At 64.1% G+C, this 19,240-nt stretch carries 13 protein-coding genes and 1 riboswitch; of the genes, 9 read left to right on the top strand and 4 right to left on the bottom strand.

Annotation, left to right across the window (positions count from 1 at the left end; genetic code table 11):
* Positions 1-4 precede the first annotated feature (4 nt).
* A riboswitch (cobalamin riboswitch) is annotated at positions 5-193 on the top strand.
* Positions 194-266: 73 nt separating this feature from the next.
* The gene (gene bluB / locus QTA58_RS21315; protein ID WP_289670709.1) at positions 267-953 is read left to right on the top strand and encodes a 5,6-dimethylbenzimidazole synthase; all 687 of its coding nucleotides are present in this window, start codon (positions 267-269) and stop codon (positions 951-953) included.
* On the opposite strand, the gene QTA58_RS21310 is transcribed toward bluB, so the two are convergent.
* Positions 954-1,631, bottom strand: coding sequence for a hypothetical protein (locus tag QTA58_RS21310; protein ID WP_289670707.1), 678 nt, complete (start codon positions 1,629-1,631; stop codon positions 954-956).
* A gap of 134 nt (positions 1,632-1,765) precedes the next feature.
* The gene (locus QTA58_RS21305) at positions 1,766-4,093 is read right to left on the bottom strand and encodes an NADP-dependent malic enzyme (protein WP_289670705.1); all 2,328 of its coding nucleotides are present in this window, start codon (positions 4,091-4,093) and stop codon (positions 1,766-1,768) included.
* A gap of 218 nt (positions 4,094-4,311) precedes the next feature.
* Between QTA58_RS21305 and QTA58_RS21300 the strand changes: the two genes are divergently transcribed.
* Both QTA58_RS21300 and QTA58_RS21295 read left to right on the top strand, forming a co-directional pair.
* Positions 4,312-5,127, top strand: coding sequence for a UDP-2,3-diacylglucosamine diphosphatase (locus tag QTA58_RS21300; protein WP_085425093.1), 816 nt, complete (start codon positions 4,312-4,314; stop codon positions 5,125-5,127).
* A 160-nt stretch (positions 5,128-5,287) separates the two neighbouring features.
* Positions 5,288-6,448: an MFS transporter gene (locus QTA58_RS21295; protein WP_289670703.1), complete on the top strand. Its 1,161-nt coding sequence runs from the start codon at positions 5,288-5,290 to the stop codon at positions 6,446-6,448.
* Here the strand turns inward: QTA58_RS21295 and dgcA are convergent.
* Positions 6,400-7,383, bottom strand: coding sequence for an N-acetyl-D-Glu racemase DgcA (gene dgcA / locus QTA58_RS21290; RefSeq protein WP_289670702.1), 984 nt, complete (start codon positions 7,381-7,383; stop codon positions 6,400-6,402). The two genes, QTA58_RS21295 and dgcA, sit on opposite strands and share 49 nt — an antisense overlap.
* Positions 7,384-7,527: 144 nt before the next feature.
* Between dgcA and QTA58_RS21285 the strand changes: the two genes are divergently transcribed.
* Genes QTA58_RS21285 through QTA58_RS21270 form a run of 4 tightly spaced genes read left to right on the top strand, consistent with a single transcriptional unit; the run spans position 7,528 to position 11,507 of the window.
* Complete coding sequence (locus QTA58_RS21285) at positions 7,528-8,637, top strand: MlaE family lipid ABC transporter permease subunit (protein ID WP_289673258.1); 1,110 nt, start codon at positions 7,528-7,530, stop codon at positions 8,635-8,637.
* Entirely contained in the window at positions 8,637-9,485 is an 849-nt protein-coding gene (locus QTA58_RS21280) for an ABC transporter ATP-binding protein (protein ID WP_289670701.1), read from the top strand. The genes QTA58_RS21285 and QTA58_RS21280 overlap by 1 nt, the downstream gene beginning before the upstream one ends.
* 3 nt (positions 9,486-9,488) lie before the next feature.
* Positions 9,489-10,859 (top strand): MlaD family protein, encoded by a 1,371-nt coding sequence (locus tag QTA58_RS21275; protein WP_085424332.1) that lies wholly within the window; start codon positions 9,489-9,491, stop codon positions 10,857-10,859.
* A 33-nt stretch (positions 10,860-10,892) separates the two neighbouring features.
* Positions 10,893-11,507: an ABC-type transport auxiliary lipoprotein family protein gene (locus tag QTA58_RS21270; RefSeq protein WP_289670698.1), complete on the top strand. Its 615-nt coding sequence runs from the start codon at positions 10,893-10,895 to the stop codon at positions 11,505-11,507.
* Between the two features lie 88 nt (positions 11,508-11,595).
* Here QTA58_RS21270 and QTA58_RS21265 read toward each other — a convergent pair whose 3' ends face one another.
* Positions 11,596-17,499 (bottom strand): hypothetical protein, encoded by a 5,904-nt coding sequence (locus QTA58_RS21265; protein ID WP_341850271.1) that lies wholly within the window; start codon positions 17,497-17,499, stop codon positions 11,596-11,598.
* 594 nt (positions 17,500-18,093) lie between these two features.
* Between QTA58_RS21265 and QTA58_RS21260 the strand changes: the two genes are divergently transcribed.
* Both QTA58_RS21260 and QTA58_RS21255 read left to right on the top strand, forming a co-directional pair.
* Positions 18,094-18,468 (top strand): Hpt domain-containing protein, encoded by a 375-nt coding sequence (locus tag QTA58_RS21260; protein ID WP_289670694.1) that lies wholly within the window; start codon positions 18,094-18,096, stop codon positions 18,466-18,468.
* A 135-nt stretch (positions 18,469-18,603) separates the two neighbouring features.
* Positions 18,604-18,924, top strand: a complete 321-nt coding sequence (locus QTA58_RS21255; RefSeq protein ID WP_085424336.1) for a 2Fe-2S iron-sulfur cluster-binding protein — start codon at positions 18,604-18,606, stop codon at positions 18,922-18,924.
* Positions 18,925-19,240 lie beyond the last annotated feature (316 nt).

Genomic DNA, 19,240 nt, shown 5'->3' with positions numbered 1-19,240 from the left:
TCCGGGCATAAAGCTTTCGTCAGGTGCCCGCTTCTGCGGGAGAATCGGGAATCCGGTGAGATGCCGGAACGTGCCCGACGCTGTGAGGCCGACGCTTGGCCGCGAGATCTACGCCACTGGAATTTTCCGGGAAGGCAGCGGCGCAGGCGAATGAAGCCAAGTCAGAAGACCGGCCTGACGGGATAGACCGATCCGCGCGGACGGCGGCAGGTTTCGAAGCTCTCCTTGTGCCGCAGGCATGGGGTGCTGCATTGTTGGGGAAAACGATGCGACCTGATCTTTTCGAACCCGGCCTCGTTACTGCCGGCGAATTTTCCGAAGCCGAGCGGGCGGCCGTCTACAGGGCGATCGGGACGCGCCGCGACGTGCGCGACCAGTTCCTGCCCGAGCCGTTGCCGGACGACCTCGTGATGCGGCTGCTTGCCGCCGCCCATGCGGCGCCGTCGGTCGGCTTCATGCAGCCCTGGAACTTCGTCCTGATCCGCGATCCGGCGGTGCGGGAAGCGGCTTTCGCCGCCTTTTCGCGCGCCAATGAGGAGGCTGCGGACATGTTCCCCGAAGAACGGCGCGATCTCTATCGCAGCCTGAAGCTCGAAGGCATCTGCAAGGCGCCGCTCTCGATCTGCGTGACCTGCGATCCGGACAGGGCAGGGCCGGTCGTTCTGGGGCGTACGCACAATCCGCGCATGGATGTCTATTCGACCGTCTGCGCCGTGCAGAACCTCTGGCTTGCGGCGCGCGCCGAAGGCGTCGGCGTCGGCTGGGTGAGCATCTTCCGCGACGAGGATGTGCGCGCTCTGCTCGGCATTCCCGAGCGCATCGAGATCGTCGCCTGGCTCTGCCTGGGTTACGTCGATCGGCTTTATGCCGAGCCGGAACTGGCGGTCAGAGGCTGGCGCCAGCGCCTGCCGCTCGAGGAGCTGATCTTCAGGGAGAAATGGGAGAACCGCTGATCACTGCTGCGGCTGCGGCCCGCTCGATTTCGGATGGGCGAGATCGATGTTTTCCTCGGGCAGGAATTGCGGGCCGACCATCCGCACCTTCCTGTTCGGATCATAGGGACGCTCCGGACCCGGCAGGTTCGGCTGGACGGCCGCTGCCTGCGGCTGTTCCGGCGGCGTGGTGCGCAGATTGGTGATGCCGGAATAGGGTTCTTCCTTCGGCAGTTCGATACCCTGCACCTTCATCCGTTCCTTCTGGTCCTCTTCCACGTCGGACGGAATGCAGCTGTTCGAGCGGATCGCCGCGAGAATGGCGGTGCGTTCGTCGGAGGACTGCACCAATTGCCGCGCATTGTTTCGCTCGTCCGTTATGCCGTCGCGGTTCGCTTCCGCCTGCTGGAGCTGATCGCGGATTTCCTGGCAGATCTCGCTGTCCGCATCGCCAAGGGCGATGATGCTCCCGGTGCCGCAGCCGGCGCTGCGCATCTCGATGCGCAACTGCCGGATGACGCTGTTCTGGCGGCTGAGCTGCTGCGCGTAACGCCGCATTTCGGCGGTGTTGCCGATCACCTGGCGGGTGTTGTTGAGCTGCCGGTAAAGCGCCGCGCAGGCCGCGATGTCCCGCGCAGAGGCCGCTGCGGGAACGAGCAGGAGCGGGGCGATCAAGAGGCCGCGAAGGCGCATGGGCATTGTGTCCGGCATTCTCTCCAATCGGCGGGAGACCCGATCATGGAGCACGCCGGTTGACAATATCATAAGGCGTGCCTTGCGACCCGTCGAAACTCAGCGGGAGAGCCCGCCCGCCTTGCCCCGGAACGTCGAATCTACGGCTGCACGTCGAGATTGGGCTGCGATGCCTCCGCGACCGCAAGCGCCGCCATGTTGACGACACCGCGCGACGTGACCGACGGCGAAAGGATATGCGCCGGCATTGCCGCGCCGAGCAGGATCGGTCCCACATGCAGCGCGTCGGTCATGTTGCGCACGATCCCGAGCGAGATATTGGCGGCATCGAGGTTCGGGAAGACAAGGAGATTGGCCTCGCCGGTGAGCGAGCTGTTCGGCATGGCGCGCTTGCGCAATACTTCCGAAAGAGCCGAGCCGCCCTGCATTTCGCCGTCGACCTCCAGGTCCGGCGCCCGTTCGCGCACCAGCTTGAGCGCAGAGCGCATCTTCTGGGCGCTTTCCGAATCCCGCGAGCCGAAATTCGAATGGCAGATCAGCGCCGCTTTCGGGACGATGCCGAACCGGCGGATTTCCTCCGCCGCGAGAACGGTGATCTCGGCGATCTCCTGCGCGCTCGGATTGTAGTTGACGAACGTGTCGGTGAAGAAGATCGTGCCGCGCTGCGAGATGATCAGGCTGAGGGTGGAGAAGGCGCAGACGCCCGCGCGCCTGCCGATGATCTGCTCCACGTCGCTCAGATGCTTGTCGTAGCGGCCCTCGACGCCGCAGATCAGCGCATCCGCTTCGCCGCGCTTGACCGAGAGCGCACCGATGACCGTGTTGTTGGTGCGCACGATGGTGCGCGCCGCTTCCGGGTTGACGCCTTCGCGGCCGACCAGCGCGAAATAGTCGTCCACATAGTCGCGGTAACGCGGGTCGTCTTCCGGATTGACCACGGCGAAATCGACATTCGGACGGATGCGGATGCCGAAGCGTTTCAGGCGCGCCTCGATGACCGAGGGACGGCCGATCAGGATCGGGGTGGCGGTCTTCTCTTCGAGCAGAACCTGGGCTGCGCGCAGCACCCGTTCGTCTTCGCCTTCCGCAAAGATGACGCGGTTCTTCTCGGCGCTCTTGGCGGCGTTGAAGATCGGCTTCATGACGAAGCCGGAACGCCAGACGAAGCGGCTCAGCTGATCGAGATAGGCGTCGAAATCGTGGATCGGCCGGGAAGCGACGCCGGTCTCGGCGGCAGCCTTGGCGACGGCCGGGGCGATGCGCAGGATGAGACGGGGGTCGAACGGCGAGGGGATGAGATAGTCCGGTCCGAAGACCGGTGTGTCGCCCGAATAGGCGCGCGCGGCGACGTCCGAGACTTCTTCGCGGGCGAGCGCCGCGATCGCCTTCACGGCCGCCATCTTCATGTCCTCGTTGATCGTCCGGGCGCCGCAATCGAGCGCGCCGCGGAAGATGTAAGGGAAGCACAGCACGTTGTTGACCTGGTTAGGGAAATCCGAGCGGCCGGTGCAGATCATCGCATCGGGTCGGGCGGCGCGGGCAAGCTCGGGCATGATTTCGGGCGTCGGGTTGGCGAGCGCCATGATCAGCGGCTTTTCCGCCATCTGGGCGAGCAGCTCGGGCTTCAGGACGCCGGCGGCGGACAGACCGAGGAAGACGTCGGCGCCGCCGATGCTGTCGGCAAGCACGCGCTTGTCGCTCTTCTGGGCGTAGATGGCCTTCCATTCGTCCATGAGTTCGGTGCGGCCCTCATAGACGAGACCCTCGATGTCGTGGACCCAGATATTCTCCTGTCTGGCGCCGAGCGAGACGAGGAGATGCAGGCAGGCGAGCGCCGCCGCACCTGCACCCGACGTGACGATCTTCACGTCGGCGATGTTCTTGCCGGCAAGCTCCAGCCCGTTCAGGATCGCCGCGGCGACGATGATCGCGGTGCCGTGCTGGTCGTCGTGGAAGACCGGGATGTTCATTTTCTCGCGCAGCCGGCGTTCGACCTCGAAACATTCCGGCGCCTTGATGTCTTCCAGGTTGATGCCGCCGAAGGTCGGTTCGAGCGCCGAGACGGTCGAGACCATCGTATCGATGCCGTTGGCGTCGATCTCGATGTCGAAGACGTCGATGCCGGCAAATTTCTTGAAGAGGACGGCCTTGCCTTCCATGACGGGCTTGGAGGCCAGCGGACCGATATTGCCGAGACCGAGGACGGCGGTGCCGTTGGAGATGACGGCGACGAGATTGGCCCGCCCGGTGAAATCGGCAGCCGTATCCGGATTGTCGCGGATCGCCAGACAGGGGGCCGCGACGCCCGGCGAATAGGCGAGCGCCAGGTCGCGCTGGTTGCCGAGCGGCTTGGTGGCCTGGATTTCGAGCTTGCCCGGGCGCGGATAGCGATGGAAGAACAGCGCCTGTTCGTCGAGATCGCCGCTCACCGGCACGGCGGACGATTTCGGTTTTTCCTGGGCGTTCATGGTCCCTCCTGGCACTTCTTTTCTGTCTTGCTGGGTCGAAAGGCGAGCGTCCCTCATTACATCAATCGACCGGATGCGACAGCAGCTAATTTGCGGTCGTGGCGGAAATTGGGGCATGGCGAATGGTCGCGGCGGCGGCTTTTGCCGGAGCCTGTCATCATCCTGAAACACGAGTCTGGTTTTGGAAACCGCAGAAGCGGCAGCGAAAGGACGACTTCGTGACCGGTCAAGTGGAAACAAGGCATTTCAGGACGCTCTTCATTTCGGACGTGCATCTGGGCTCCAAAGCCGCCCGAACCGACTTCCTTCTGGACTTCCTGCGCTATCACGAAGCCGAAACCATGTTCCTGGTCGGCGATATCGTCGACGGCTGGCGCCTGAAGCGCAACTGGTACTGGCCGCAGGGCTGCAACGACGTCGTCCAGAAGCTCCTGCGCAAGGCGCGCAAGGGAACCCGGATCGTTTATATTCCCGGCAATCACGACGAATTCCTGCGTTCCTTCCCGGGCACGCATTTCGGTGGCATCGAAGTGGCCGAACGCGCCATTTACGAAATGGCCGATGGCAAGAAATACCTGATCCTGCACGGCGACGAGTTCGACGTGGTGGTGCGCAACGCCCGTCTGCTCGCCTATCTCGGGGATTGGGCCTACGATGCCGCGATCGTCATCAATGTCGGCCTTGCCGCCATCCGCCGGCGTCTCGGCATGCCCTATTGGTCCTTCTCCGCCTGGGCGAAGCTGCAGGTCAAGCATGCGGTCAACTTCATCGGCGAGTTCCAGCGCGTCGTGGCCGAAGAGGCTCGCCGCAACGACGTCGACGGCGTGATCTGCGGCCATATCCACCACGCCGTGATGGAGGACATGGACGGCATCCACTACGTCAACACGGGCGACTGGGTGGAAAGCTGCACGGCGATCGCGGAGCACCATGACGGGACGCTCGAGATGATCTCCTGGCAGCGGATAAACGCCACCGCGGAGATCAAGGCACTGCCGAAGCCGCAGAACGTCGAGGATATGCAGGCCGCCTGACAAGCGGCTGTGCAGGTTCGGCGATCACCCTGCTCGAAGGCTATTTCTTGCCATAGGCAGGGCCCGGCTCCTGTGTTAGGTAAGCTGAAAGTTCCAGCAGCCTACCCGTGAAATCGTGATTCCTCCACATGCGGCGCCTTCCGCGCCCCGGTTCTTTCAATTGCGCTGCGCGCTCGCTTATGGCGCGCCGTTGGGGGTGAACGGCGTCATCCTGCCTTATCTGCCGATCTGGCTGGAGGGGCTTGCCCTGACCGAAGTCGAGATCGGCATCGTCCTGGCGATGCAGCTTCTTCTCCGGCTTCTGGCGGCGCCGGTCTCCGGTTATGTCGCCGACCGCCTGCCTGAGCGGACGATGGTGCTCGCCTGGTCCGGTGGCCTGACGCTGCTGACGGCGCTGGTGATGTTCTTCACCCACGGTTTCTGGCCGGCGCTGCTGATCGTCAGCATCCAGGCGGCGGTTTTCGCGCCCTATGCCCCGATCGTCGAATCAATTGCCGTGACGGGCGTCCGGCGCTGGGGCTTCCAGTACGGTTCCATGCGCGTCTGGGGTTCCATCGCCTTCATGGGGTTCGCTCTGCTGGCGGGCGAGTTGCGAGGTATCTGGGGCATCAATACCATTCCCGGAATGATGGCGGCCGGTTTCCTTCTGACGATCGCCGCCGCCTTCGTTACGCCGCGGCTGGGGCGGGCGCCGGTGGGACCGTCGGCCGACAAGGCGATCAGCCCGAGCTCCCTCAAGCGGTTCGACCTGCATGTGCTGATGATCGGCGCTTCGCTGGCCCAGGCGGCGCACGGCATGTTCTACACCTTCGGCACGATCCATTGGCAGCAGGTCGGCTTTTCGAGCGGCTCGATCGGCGTATTGTGGAGTGCGGCGATCGTCGCGGAAGTCACCGTCTTCTTCGCGGCCGGCTGGCTGGCGCGAAAGGTGCCAGCCTGGACGCTGATGCGCATCGGCTGCGCGGTTGCGATGGTCCGCTGGACGCTGTTTCCGATGCCGCTCGGCTTCTGGGGTTATCTGGTGCTGCAGTTCACCCACGCCTTCACCTTCGCCTTCGTGCATATCGGACTGCAGCACCGGCTGGTCGAGTCGGTGAACGAGGAGCAGGAATCCTCCATGCAGGGCGCTTACGTCTTCTATAACGGCGTGTTCCTGGCGCTTTCGACCGTGCTCTCCGGTTTCCTTTACCGACAGTTCGGGCCGGAAAGCTATGTCGTCATGTCCGGCCTGTCCCTGCTGGCGCTGGCGATCATCGCGCTTGCGGCCAGGCTTCAGCCCCAGAGGCCGGGCGCCGGCGGATGGACGAGCGAACCTTCGTAATGAAGGCCGCCCGGCCGGTCGCGGGCAAGCAGAAGCGGCCCGTCGAGATCCGCATAATCCGCGTCCTGCGCAAGCAGCACGGCCGGCGCCATGGCAAGCGAGGAGCCGACCATGCAGCCGATCATCACGGCAAACCCGAGCCGCTGCGCTTCCGCCTTCATCGCGAGCGCCTCCGTGAGGCCCCCGGTCTTGTCGAGCTTGATGTTGACGGCGTCGTAGCGGTCGCGAAGGCTGGCCAGATCCTTGGTGGCGTGCACGCTTTCGTCGGCGCAGATCGAGACCAGGCGCCGGATGCCGGCAAGCGCCGCATCTTTGCCGGCCGGCAACGGCTGCTCGATCAGCGACACGTTGGTTTCTGCCGCGACGGCCATGTGCCGGGCGAGATTGTCCTCGGTCCATCCCTCATTGGCATCGACGATAAGGCGGCAATCTGGAGCCGCTTCGCGGACGGCGCGCAGGCGGGCTTCGTCGTCGTCCGTGCCGAGCTTGATCTTGAGAAGCGGGCGCTGCGCATTCCTGCGGGCTTCGGCCGCCATGGCCTCCGGTTCTGCGAGCGACAGCGTAAACGCCGTGACGAAGGGCTTGAGGCTGGTCGCGCCGATGGCGTCGGCAACGGGGCGGCCGCTGCGCTTGGCTTCGAGATCCCACAAAGCGCAATCGACGGCGTTCCGGGCGGCGCCCGGCTTCATCCGCGCCTGCAGCTCTTCGCGTGTCAGGCCGTCGCGAATCGCGTCGGAAACAGAGCGGATATCCGCAAGGACGCCGTCCAGGGTTTCGCCGTAGCGTCTGTAAGGCACGCATTCGCCGCGGCCGGAGATGCCGTTTTCACCGATCGTGCAGGTGATGACCTCCGCTTCCGTCTTGGAACCGCGCGAAATCGTGAACGTGCCGGCGATCGGGAATGTTTCTATTGTGGCTTCGAGGTGACGGACCATGCTTTTACGCGTCCCGTTGTGGCAAATCCCTATGAGGCGGCTATATTGCCGGTCTCGAAAAACACGATCAACCGCATCGCATTGAAATTGTAAGCGCGAAAGAAAACCGTGGCGTCGAAGTCAGCCCAGATCACAGCCGAGAACATGCCGGGCGGCAGCGGCGAGCGCTTGGTGCTGGCCGGCGACTGGCGGGGCTCGACGATTTCCCCGATCCTCAAGGATTTCGAGCGGCTTGAACGGGCACGGGGGCAGGGCAGGCTGGAGATCGATCTCTCGGGCATAGCGGGAATCGATACCGCCGGCGCCTGGCTGATCCGCAGGCTTCTGACCACCAAGAGCGAGCAGGGCCGCGAGCCGGTGCTGGTGGGCGGCGACGGGCCTATCCAGGAACTGGTCGGCGTGCTGCCGGAAAAGGCCCCGGCGCCGCCCGAAGACGGCGGCGCGAAGGGCACGCGGTTCGAACGGCTTTTCTCACCGGTCGGCAAGGTCATGGTGGGGCTCGGCGGCGATTTCTACGCGGCCATGCACATCCTCGGTTCGGCGGTGCGCGGCGCGCAGATGAAGCTCGGCCGCGGTGCGGGTGTCTCGCCGGCTTCGGTGGTCACCCATATCGACCGCATGGGCGTGCGGGCCGTTCCGATCATCGTGCTGATGTCCTTCCTGATCGGCGCGATCATCGCCCAGCAGGGCGCTTTCCAGCTCCGTTATTTCGGCGCGGAAATCTTCGTCGTCGACCTCGTCGGCATCCTGCAGTTGCGTGAGATCGGCGTGCTTTTGACCGCGATCATGATCGCTGGCCGATCGGGCAGCGCGATCACCGCCGAGATCGGCTCGATGAAGATGCGCGAGGAGATCGACGCGCTGACCGTCATCGGCCTCAATCCCGTGGGCGTGCTGATCTTCCCGCGTCTCGTGGCGCTGACGGTTGCGCTGCCGCTGCTCACAATCGTCGCCAATTTCGCGGCGCTCGCCGGAGCGGCGGTCGTCGCCTGGGCCTATTCGGGCATCACCTTCGAGACCTATCTCTCGCGCCTGCATGAGGCGATCGACCACACTTCGGTTGCGTCGGGCATGATCAAGGCTCCGTTCATGGCGCTGTGCATCGGCATCGTCGCGGCCGTTGAAGGCATGAAGGTCGGCGGCAGCGCCGAATCGCTCGGCCAGCACGTCACGACCTCGGTGGTGAAGTCGATCTTCGTCGTCATCCTCATGGATGCGCTTTTCGCCATCTTCTATTCCGCGATCGATTTCTGATGGAGAACGGTTTGGCAGAGACTGAACGGATCGAGGTCGAGGACAAGGAAAACGGTCGGCAGATCGTGCTCTCCGTGCGCGACCTGACCGTCGGCTTCGGCGACAATCTGGTGCTCGACCGGCTGAACCTCGATGTCTATCGCGGCGAGATCCTCGGCTTCGTTGGCGCTTCCGGCACCGGCAAGTCGGTGCTGATGCGCACCGTTCTGGGTCTCCTGCCGCACCGGTCCGGCACGATCCATATTCTCGGCGCCGATTACGACAAGGTGTCGGAAGGGGAACGGATGGAGCTCGACACGCGGCTCGGCGTGCTTTTCCAGCACGGCGCCCTGTTTTCGGCGCTGACGGTCAAGGAAAACATCCAGCTTCCGATGCGCGAATATCTCGATCTGCCGCAGGCGCTGATGGACGAGCTTGCCTATCTCAAGATCGAGATGGTCGGTCTGCCGCCGGACGCCGCCGACAAATATCCCTCCGAGCTTTCCGGCGGCATGATCAAGCGTGCGGCCCTGGCGCGCGCGCTGGCGCTCGATCCCGATCTGGTTTTCCTGGACGAGCCGACATCCGGCCTCGATCCGATCGGCGCCGCCGACTTCGATGCCCTGATCGCCAAGCTGCGCGATACGCTGGGCCTGACGGTCTATATGGTAACACATGATCTCGACAGCCTTTTTTCGGTCTGTGACCGTATTGCCGTGCTTGGCCAGAAACGGGTATTGGTGGAAGGCACCCTTGACGATATGTTCGCTTGTGACGATCCATGGGTTCAGTCCTATTTCCGCGGCAAGCGGGCTCGATCGGTCGTTCTCCCAGAAAAGCAGCCGGCGGCAGAAGTAGAGAAGACGTAATCCATGGAAACCAGAGCCAACTACGCCCTTGTCGGTTTCTTCACGCTGCTGGTGATCGCGGCTGCCTTCGGCTTCGTTTACTGGATGGCGCAATCGGGCCGCGGCGGGCCGACGGCCGAACTGGCGATCCGTATCCCGGGTTCGGCGAACGGACTGTCGGTCGGCTCGCCGGTGCGTTTCAACGGCATTGCCGTCGGCTCGGTGCGCAGCCTCACCATCGACCCGGACGACCCGCGTTATTCGATCGCGTTCACTGAAGTGAGGGCCGATGCCCCCGTCTACCAGTCCACCCAGGCGAGGCTGGAAGTGCAGGGCCTGACGGGAGCTGCCTATGTCGAGCTCTCCGGGGGAGCCAAGGGCGAGGAGAACATCCTCCAGAAATCGCTCGAAACCGGCCGGCCGGCAGTGCTGATTGCCGAACAGTCGAGTGTGACGAACCTGCTTGCGACCGCCGACAAGATCCTCCAGCGCGCGGACGATGCGATCGGCGATATACAGGGTTTCGTCGCGGATGCGCGCGGGCCGCTGACCCAGACGATCCGCAATGTCGAGACCTTCACCTCCGCGCTGGCGCAGAATTCCGACAGCATCGACCGGTTCCTAAACAGCCTCTCGACGCTTTCGGGGACCATCGACCGCGTCTCCGAAACACTGAATTCCACGCTTGCGGCAGCCGAGCGGCTGGTCAGCGCGATCGATGCGGAAAAGATCAATGCCGTCGTCGCCAATACGGAGCGCGCCACCCGCAACATCGCCAATGCCTCGGACAATTTCGACGAGCTGGTGACGAACGTGAAGAATGCCGCCGCCAATTTCGAGCGGGTCGGCGCGCAGGCGCAAAGCGTTCTGGGCCGCGTCGATACGGTGATGAATTCCGTCAACCCGGATCAGGTCAGAACGACCATCGGCAACATCACCGCGGCGTCGGAGGATGCCCGCCAGACCATCAGCTCCGCTCGCAGCGTGGTGGACAACTTCGCGCATCGCAAGGAAGACATCGACCGTGCGATAGGCGACTTCACGGAACTGGCGAGGAAGCTGAACGAGGCCTCCAGCCGCGTCGACGGCATTCTCGCCAAGGTCGACGGTCTGGTCTCGAGCGACGATTCTCAGGGCTTGTTCGCCGAAGCGCGCCGGACGCTGGAATCCTTCCGGACCGTCGCCGACAACATCAATGCGCGCGTCGGCCCGATCGCCGACAACCTGTCGCGCTTCTCGGCGAGCGGGCTGAGAGACATCCAGACGCTGGTCAACGATGCGCGGCGCACCGTGCAGTCGCTCGACCAGACGATCAACAATTTCGACCAGAACCCGCAGCGGCTGATCTTCGGCGGCGAGACGGTGAAGGAATATGATGGCAGGACACGGCGGTAAACGGGGCATTCGGTTTTGGAAAATGGGGGCTTGATGACCGGTTCGGAGTTCTTGGTGCGGCGTGCGACCCGCCGCCCGTTTCTGCTCGCGCTGCCGCTTGTCGCAGCACTTGTGAGCGGTTGCGGCAGCAAGGCGAACAACGACACGTTCGATCTGTCGCTGACGCCTTCCGGAGAAGGGCCTTCCGCCCGCAACCGTCAGATTCTGGTACCCGAACCGACGGCGCTCAAACTGCTGAACAGCGAGCAGGTCGTCGTGCGCGTGTCGCCTTCGGAAATCCAGTATCTCGCCAATTCCCGCTGGGGCGACCGCCTGCCGGCGCTCGTCCAGTCGAAGCTCGTGGAGGCCTTCGAGAATTCCGGCCGTCTCGGCGGCGTCGGCAAGCCGGGGCAGGGCCTTGCGATCGACTATCAGGTGGTGACGGACATCCGCGCCTTCGAGGTGAGCGCCGGCAGCCCGCGGGTGGCGACCGTGGAGATATCCGCAAAGCTCTTGAACGACCGCAACGGCACCGTGCGCGCCCAGGGCGTCTTCAAGGCGACGGCGCCGGTCTCCGGCGCGGAGAACCGCGATTTCATCGAGGCGCTGGACAGAGCCTTCGCCAAGGTGGGCGCCGAGATCGTCGACTGGGCTTTGAAGTCGATGTGATCGCGTTTTCTTGAAGACGGGGCAAGCTTCGCTCGAAACAAAAAAGGCCGCCTCGAAGGGCGGCCTTTCTGTTTGGTGTCTATCCGTCTCAGCTGAACCGGCCCGCGGCATGGGCGAGCATCGTATAGACCTTGCCCGTATCCGAGGTGAGGTAGCTCTGCGTCACCGTCTTGTCGCGGTCGGTGCGGGCGACGTCGGCGAGCAGCTTTTCGAAATCGGCGATGTAGCGGTCGACGGCGGTGCGGAATTCCGGCTCGCGGTCGTATTTGCGCTTGATCTCGTCGAAGGTCTGCTGGCCCTTCAGCGTGTAGAGACGGCGGGTGAAGACGTCGCGCTCGCCACGCTGGTAGCGGCGCCACAGATCGACCGACGCGTCGTGATCGATGGCACGGGCGATATCGACCGACAGAGAGTTCAGCGATTCCACCATGTGGCGCGGATTGCGGTTGTCGCCGTTGCTGCGCGGCGCGGGGGCCGGTTCGGCAGGACGGGCCGGCTGCTGCTGGCGGGCTGCCGGAGCATTGCCGAGTTCGTCGCGGGAAGCCCCGCGCAGGAGATTGCTGATCCAGCCGTCATCGCCGGCATTGCCGCCGCGGGGCGCCGGCTGCTGAGCACGCGGTGCCGGTGCCGAACCCTGCCGATCCAGCGGAAGCGTGCCCCGCAGCGAGCCGCTTGCGTAAGGATCGTTGCGCGGGGCGGCCGGAGCCGGCTGCTGCGGAATTGCTGCGGCAGCGGAAGGCTGCGGACGGGCAGGGGCCGGCTGGGCCGCCGGAGCGGGGCGGCTGGCCGATGCTTCGGAGACCTCGAAGTTCTGCGTCGAACGGCCGACCAGGGCGGAAATATCCTGGAGCGCCCTGATCTGCTCGGCGACGGCACGGCGCATGGCGGCGGCACTTTCTTTCGCCTCTTCCGGCAGGTCGAAGGCACCGCGCTTGAGTTCGGAACGGGTCGCATCGAGTTCCCGGCGGATATCCTGCGCGGAGCGGCGAATCTCCTCGGTCGCGCCCGAGAAGCGGTTGATGGCCTCGTCGACCGATTCGCGCAGCGTCTCGCGAAGCTGGTCGGCCGCGCTGCCGGAGCGGTTGGCGGCATCCGACAGCACCCGTTCGACGTCTCCGAGCGAGGCGGCAATGCTGCCGCGCATGCGTTCGGAAATTTCGCGGGTGCGCTTCTCGGCTTCCGAGAGCGTCGTTTCGATGGCCTTGTTGGCGTCGCCGCCCGCGCCGATAAGCGCACTGCGCATCGCATCCGCGGTGGCCTCGGCACGGTGCTGGGTTTCCCCGAGCGTCCGGCCGATATCGGCGAAGGAAGCGTGCAGGCTTTCGCGCAGGCGCGAACCGACCTGCAGGGAGCGTTCCTCGGCCCGTTCGAACGCGCCGTCGACAAGGCTCGTCAGGCTGCGCATGGTCGCTTCGATTTCCTCGGAGCGGCTGACCAGGCCGGCGGAGAGATTGCGCAATGCGCTCTGCCGTTCGTCCAGCGTGCTTGCCAGGTTGGACTGGGCGGCGCCCAGGAGGTCGGAAGCCTCCGCAAGCACTCTTGAGTGCTCGTCGAAGCGGCCGACGATGCCGCCGACCTGGTCGAGCGTCTGGCTGAAGACATCCGACATCCGATCGATATTGCTCTCGAGGACCCGGGTCGAGCCGGAGACGATATCGGCCGCATGCGTGGCCGATTGCGCAAAGCGGTTGGCGGTGGCGCCGAGCTTACGGTCGGCTTCCGCCAAATGCTCCGCGACGGTATCGGCGGTGCTGCCGATCTCCCGCGCCGATTGCTCGACCAGCGACGCGATGTTGGAATTGCTTTCCGCCAGCTTGTCGATGAGGCTGTTTACCGCAACGGACAGGCCCTGCTCGACATAGCGCATCGTGCCGGCCGCATTTTCGGTCCGCTGGCTGATCGCCGCGAGCGTATCGTTCGTGCGGGCGGCGATCGCATCGATGAGGGCCGAATTCTCGTCGCGGATGCGCGCGCTCGTTTCATCCGCGGTGGCGGAGAGCCGTTCGGCACCCTGCTGCGCGGCGGTCGTGATCTGTTCGACGGCAATGCGGCCGGTTTCGGCATATTCCTCGATGATCGGCTTCGCCTTTTCGTCGAGAAGGCGGGACAGTTCCGCCGAACGGCTGGCGAGCACGGAATTCAGGTCGCGGGCGCGGCTGTCGAGGGCCGAACGGATGGCCTCGCCGCGCGCGGCGAGAGCACGGTCGACGGCGTCCATCGCACTGTCGAGCTGGTTTGCCGTGTCGGAAAGCGTGGTGCGGATATCGTCGCTGCGGGCGCCGAGTGCCTTCTGCGCGTCTTCGAGCGCTTCGGAAATCGCCGTCACCTGCTGCTTCACGAGGCTGTCGGCCTCCGCCACCTTCTTGACAATGGCATTGCCCGCCTCGGAGAAGGCCTGCGCAACGGTTGCCGCCTGGCCGGCGAGCCGGTTCTGCGTTTCCGAAATCCGGCCGACGATCTGGGTGGAACGTTCCTCGATCGCCTTGGTGAATTCGCTGTTGCGGTTGGCGAGTTCCTGCGTGAATTCGGCACCGGCACGGGCAAGCACTTCCGCAGAACGGGTGGCCTCGCTGTCCATGTTCTGGGCCGCGGCGCTGACGGCTTCGCGCAGCGTCGTGGCAAGGCCGACGGCCTTTCCTTCCATGGTCTTCGTGACGTTGTCGAGGCCGATCGTCAGCGCGCGATCGATCGTGCCGAGCCGCTCCTCGATCCGGGCCGTGCGGCTGTCCATGGTCTCGGCGATGCGGTCGGAGGCTTCGCCTGCGACGCGTTCCAACTCCGCGGTGCGGTCGCCGAGGGTGCTGGAGAGATTGGCACCGGCTTCGTTGACAAGCTGGGTGGCGTCGAGAATCTCGTCCCGGATGCGGCCTTCCAGCCCGCCGAACGTCGATTCGATCCTGCTGCCGGTCTCTTCGAGCGCTCCCTGGACGCCGCCCACTGTTTCCTTGATGCGATTGGAGAAGGTGTCGGCCGAGCGGCCGATTTCGCCGGCTGCATCGGAAAGCTGAGTGGCGAGCGTGCCGACGTTCTCCCGCAGGCGCTCTTCCAGCGACTGGCCGGCGGAATCGATGGCGCCGCGCAATGCGCTCTGCTGATTTTCCAGCGACATTTCCAGCATGCCGGCGCTTGCGGCGATGGTGGTGCCGAGCGATGTCGCCTGATCCTGCATCAGGTTGTCGATCTGGCTGTGTGCCTCGCTGAGCGTCTCGGCGATTTTGCCGGTGCGCTCTTCGAGCGTGTCGCGAATCTGCTCGTAACCGGAGCCCAGCGTGGTTTCCATCTGCTGGTGGCCGAGGCCGATCGTTGCGGCGATGCGTTCCTGGCTGGAGCTGAGTACGGTTTCCATCCGCTCCAGACCGTCGGTCAACCCGGTTTCGAAACGCTGCGTACCGTCCGAAAGCGCGGTTTCGATCCGGCCGGCCGCGCCGCCGACGGCCTGTTCCAGGCGCTCGCCGCCGCTTTCGAGAATGCGCGAAAGCTCGGCAGTGCGGTTCTCCAAGGAAAGGTCGAGGTTGAGCTGGTTGTCGGCATAGGCGCTGCGGATGGCCTCTGCCCGCGCGGCAAAGGATTGTTCGATGCGGCTGTCCGCATCCGAAAGGGTATTGGCGATCGCCGCCGCTTTCTCGTCCAGCATGCCGGAGAGCCGGTCTTCGCTGAGCGCGAAAGTTGTTGCGATTTCCATCGACTTGTCGTCGAGGATTTCCGCCAGCTTGTCGCGGTTGGCATTCAGCGCTTCGTGGATTTCCGACGTCCGGCGGCCGAGATCGCCGCTGATATGCTGTTCGGTCTCCGAAAGCGCCCGGGTGATGGCTTCCGCCTTTTCGTCCAGCATGCCGGTGAGGCGGTCCTCGCCGAGCGCGAAGGAGGTTGCAAGCTCCATCGACTTGTCTTGCAGGACTTCGGAAATCCGCTCGCGATTGGCTTCAAGCGAGGCCTGCATGTCCGAGACATGCCGGCCAAGATCGCTGTTGATGCGCTGCTCGCCGTCCGACAGTGTCTTGGCGATGCGCTCCGACCTTTCGTCGAAGACGCCGGCCAGGCGTTCCGGCACGTTGGACATCAGCGCGTCGAGTGCCGCCGTCTTCTGGCTGAGCACCTCGGTCAGGTGATCGTGGCTGCTGGAAAGCGCGGAGATGATGGCGCCGGAGCGGATCGCCAGTCCCTGTTCGAACTGGGTCTGGCTTTCCGAAAGCGTGCCGATCAGGCCGCTGCCGTGCTCGGTGAGCGTGTCGCTGATCTTGCGGTGGGCGTTTGCGAGACCCTCGTGAAGCTCGCTGTTGTGCTCGGCGAGCGTGCCGCTGATCTTGCGGTGGGCGTCGGCCAGCCCCTCATGCAGCTCGCTGGTACGGGACGCGAGGACGTCCTGGATCTCGGCGGTACGGAATGCGAGCGCGTCCTGGATTTCGCCGCTGCGGGCCGCCAGCGCGTCGGAAAACTCCTGCGAGCGGCTTTCGAGCATCGAATCGAGCACTTCCTGGCCGGTCCCGAGTGTCGTCGCCAGCGAAAGCGACTGGTCGGTCAGCGAGGAGCTGATGCGTTCAATGCTGGAGCTGAGGATGTTCTCGATCGATTCCGACCCGCTCGCGACGGTCTCGTTGATGCGGGCAAGGCTGTCCATCAGCTTGCTGTCGAGCGTGCCGGCCCGCTGGTCGAACGCCGACGTGAACTGCGAAATGCTGTCGTCGAACGTGGTGCTGAGCTGGCCTACGGTTGCCTGGAGGCGCTCCTCGAAGAAGCCGGAGCGCATGTCGAGATCCATGACCACGTCGTCGACGGTGGTCTGCAGGCTCTGGCGGAATGAGGAGCTCTTGTCCTCCAGCGAACTGTTGAGGGCTGCGAGGATGCCGTCGAGCGAGCCGGTGAGGGTTCTTTCGCTGTTGGTGAGGCCTTCGGTGATTTCGCGCGTGCGGGCAAGCAGCGTCTCGTTGAGCTGACGGGTGCGGTCCGCAAGTGCCGCGTTCAGCTTTTCGGTATTGGCGTCGAGCGTGGAGGCGCGGGTCTGGAACTCGTTGAGGAGCGCCTCGCCGCGTTGCGAGAGGACCGAGGTGATCGTGTCCATCCGCTCGTCGAACTCGTGGGCGAGGGCGAAGCCGGCGGAGTTCAGGGTCTGCAGCAGGTTTTCCGACTTGGCGGTCAGGAGCGAACCGAGCGCTTCGCCTGCGGCGTTGGATTTCTCCATCAGCGTAGCGGCACGGGTCTCGATCATCGAGGCGAAGGCTTCGCCGGAGGTCGCCAGCCGGACGGAGATCTCCTCTGTCGCCAGCGACAGTTCTTCCTTGAGCTGGTCATGGGCGCCGACGATCGAGGAGCGGATGCGCTCGGCATGGTTGACGATCGCGTCGCGCTCGGAGCCGAGTTCCTGCACCAGGCCGCGAACGCGCAATTCGTTGTCGGTGAAGCTGCGCTCGAGCGCATTGACTTCCGAATGCACGAGCGTTTCGAGTTCGGCGGCGCGCGCGATGGTCCGTTCGATGCCTTCGTTCATGGCGGAGACTTCGCGGCGCACGGCCTGGCCGACGCTCATGATCCGCTCGGACGCGATGGTTTCCGGCTCGGAAAGGCGAAGCGCCACCTCCGCCATGGAGCGGGCTGCGTTCCTGAGGTCCTGGGCGCGGGCCATCATGATCGCGAAGGCGAAGAACAGCATGATCGGCACGAGAATGCCGACCGCGAGCGCCACGATGCCGGGAGCCGCAAGCACCCCTTCGACCGAGGTGATCTGCCAGAGCCGGTTGCCGTAGATGAGCTGCCCGAGCCCCACGCCTGCGATGGCCCAGAGAATGGAGATGATGACGGCGTTGCGGATGGCCGACCGCATCGTGCCGCCCTCCAGCGTCCGCAGCATGGCGGTGGTCGAACGCCGGCCGGCGTCGTTGGCGGGCTGGAACGCCTGCGTCCTTGCGGCGCTCTCGGACGCGGCCGATCTTTGGGATTCGGCTGAATTGTCCTGAGGCTGCACGGGAGTTTGACGCGGCTGGGATGTGTCTGACACTCTCGCCTCCGAGGCATGGGGCACGGATCTGGGACGCGGCGGCTCATCGTTGAAATCGATCTTCAGAGCATCTTCCAACGCCTGGAAAGCCGTTTCGTCGATAGACTCGCTGGTGGTTTTCTTCGCCATGCGGTTACGCCTCGTTACATACTCGCCCGGCCATATCCCATCCGACATCTGCCGCCTGCAGATTGAAAGACGGGACACTGCCTGCCGGAAATCCGCCTTCCATACCGGAATTCGGAATTTCCCATTCACTTTCAGGTCGGACGCCGTTCTTTCAAACGGATGATAATGAAAACTTACCAACCTGCCATCCGTGGCAAAAGGAGAATATTCCTCGCCACCTTAGTCGTACTGTAGTGGCACATTCGGCCACCCCGTACAATTAAAACGCCCCCTTGCGATCGGCAGCGCGAAATGTTGTTAACAGAATTTAAACCATGCGAAGGTGCAAAAGTCCTAAAATCCCGGGAGCTTAGCAGAAATTAACCATATGGGAAGATTCCGGCCCCGATTGTGCCGGAATTTAACGGGATAGCTGGGGCTGCCCCGCACAATTCGGGACACATAACGATAGGGAAAAACAGGTTCATGGCAATGGCAGCGGTCAGTATCGCGTTCGAAGCTCCAGAAAACTCCCGGGGCGCTTGTCCCTCCCAATCCCGCCCGATCGATCTCGTCCACCTGGCCTCCCAGACCATGGGAGACAAGGGGCTGGAAATCGAGGTGCTTCAGATGTTTGCCCGCCAGGCACGCCGCGCCCTGCAGGATATCGCCGGCGCCGATGCCGCCACGGCCGCCGCGGCCGCCCACAGGCTGAAAGGCGCGGCCGGTGCGGTCGGCGCTTTCAAGGTCTCGGCCGCCGCCGAGCGTCTCGAATCCGATGGCGGGGACGCCGCATTGCGCGCCGCCGTCAACGCTGCCGTCATCGAAGCGGAAAACTTCATCAATAAGCTCTGCCGCTAAAGGCATTAGTTTTTGGCCCGAGGCGCTCGCGGAACAGTCTGCGGCGCCTGAAAATGTTGACTGTGCCGGGGTTTTATTGGAAGACAGCGCGCTTAAATAAGCCGTAACCCTTCAACATCCCGGATTTCCAAAATCATGACGAAACTGACCATCGTTGCCTTCGACGGAACGCGCTTCGATATCGAGGCCGAGCCCGGCTCCACCGTGATGGAGAACGCGGTTCGCAATTCCGTACCCGGCATCGAGGCCGAATGCGGCGGCGCCTGCGCCTGTGCCACCTGTCACGTCTATGTCGACGAGGCCTGGACCGAGAAAGTCGGTCCCCCGGCGCCCATGGAAGAGGACATGCTCGACTTCGCCTTCGAGGTGAAGCCGAATTCGCGCCTTTCCTGTCAGATCAAGGTGAAGCCCGAACTCGACGGGCTGGTGGTCAACGTTCCCGAGCGGCAGGCCTGATCCTTAATCGGGTTGCAGCAAAAAAGTGCCTCGCTGCCCGAACGGGAAGCGAGGCGAGGCGGGCGCATCACCGTCAGGCGAGGGAGGAGACACCTGCGGCTTGAGGACGCGCCAGGAGAACTTGGGAACGCACGAAATACTCAGGTATCCCCGGAAGCGGCTGCGTGCGACGCATCGGCCGGAGCTGGAAAGGCGTGCCGACCCTCGGCCATCCGTCTCTTCCGCCCCATCTCTCGGAGCGTCTGCAGCCAAGCCGTCTTAGCTTTTATCCGAGAATCATATTTTAGACTCTAACCATAAACCATCGGCGATAGGC

This window comes from Neorhizobium sp. CSC1952 (assembly GCF_030378245.1).
In the GTDB taxonomy this organism is placed as follows: domain Bacteria; phylum Pseudomonadota; class Alphaproteobacteria; order Rhizobiales; family Rhizobiaceae; genus Neorhizobium; species Neorhizobium oryzae_A.
The sequence above is the reverse complement of the archived record's forward strand: the minus strand, read 5'-3'. Positions and strand labels throughout refer to the sequence as shown.

Coding starts and splice junctions, on each gene's coding strand:
- bluB (WP_289670709.1), top strand. CDS start 267: ATGCGACCTGATCTTTTCGAACCCGGCCTCGTTACTGCCGGCGAATTT.
- QTA58_RS21310 (WP_289670707.1), bottom strand. CDS start 1,631: ATGCCCATGCGCCTTCGCGGCCTCTTGATCGCCCCGCTCCTGCTCGTT.
- QTA58_RS21305 (WP_289670705.1), bottom strand. CDS start 4,093: ATGAACGCCCAGGAAAAACCGAAATCGTCCGCCGTGCCGGTGAGCGGC.
- dgcA (WP_289670702.1), bottom strand. CDS start 7,383: ATGGTCCGTCACCTCGAAGCCACAATAGAAACATTCCCGATCGCCGGC.
- QTA58_RS21285 (WP_289673258.1), top strand. CDS start 7,528: ATGCCGGGCGGCAGCGGCGAGCGCTTGGTGCTGGCCGGCGACTGGCGG.
- QTA58_RS21280 (WP_289670701.1), top strand. CDS start 8,637: ATGGAGAACGGTTTGGCAGAGACTGAACGGATCGAGGTCGAGGACAAG.
- QTA58_RS21275 (WP_085424332.1), top strand. CDS start 9,489: ATGGAAACCAGAGCCAACTACGCCCTTGTCGGTTTCTTCACGCTGCTG.
- QTA58_RS21270 (WP_289670698.1), top strand. CDS start 10,893: ATGACCGGTTCGGAGTTCTTGGTGCGGCGTGCGACCCGCCGCCCGTTT.
- QTA58_RS21260 (WP_289670694.1), top strand. CDS start 18,094: ATGGCAATGGCAGCGGTCAGTATCGCGTTCGAAGCTCCAGAAAACTCC.
- QTA58_RS21255 (WP_085424336.1), top strand. CDS start 18,604: ATGACGAAACTGACCATCGTTGCCTTCGACGGAACGCGCTTCGATATC.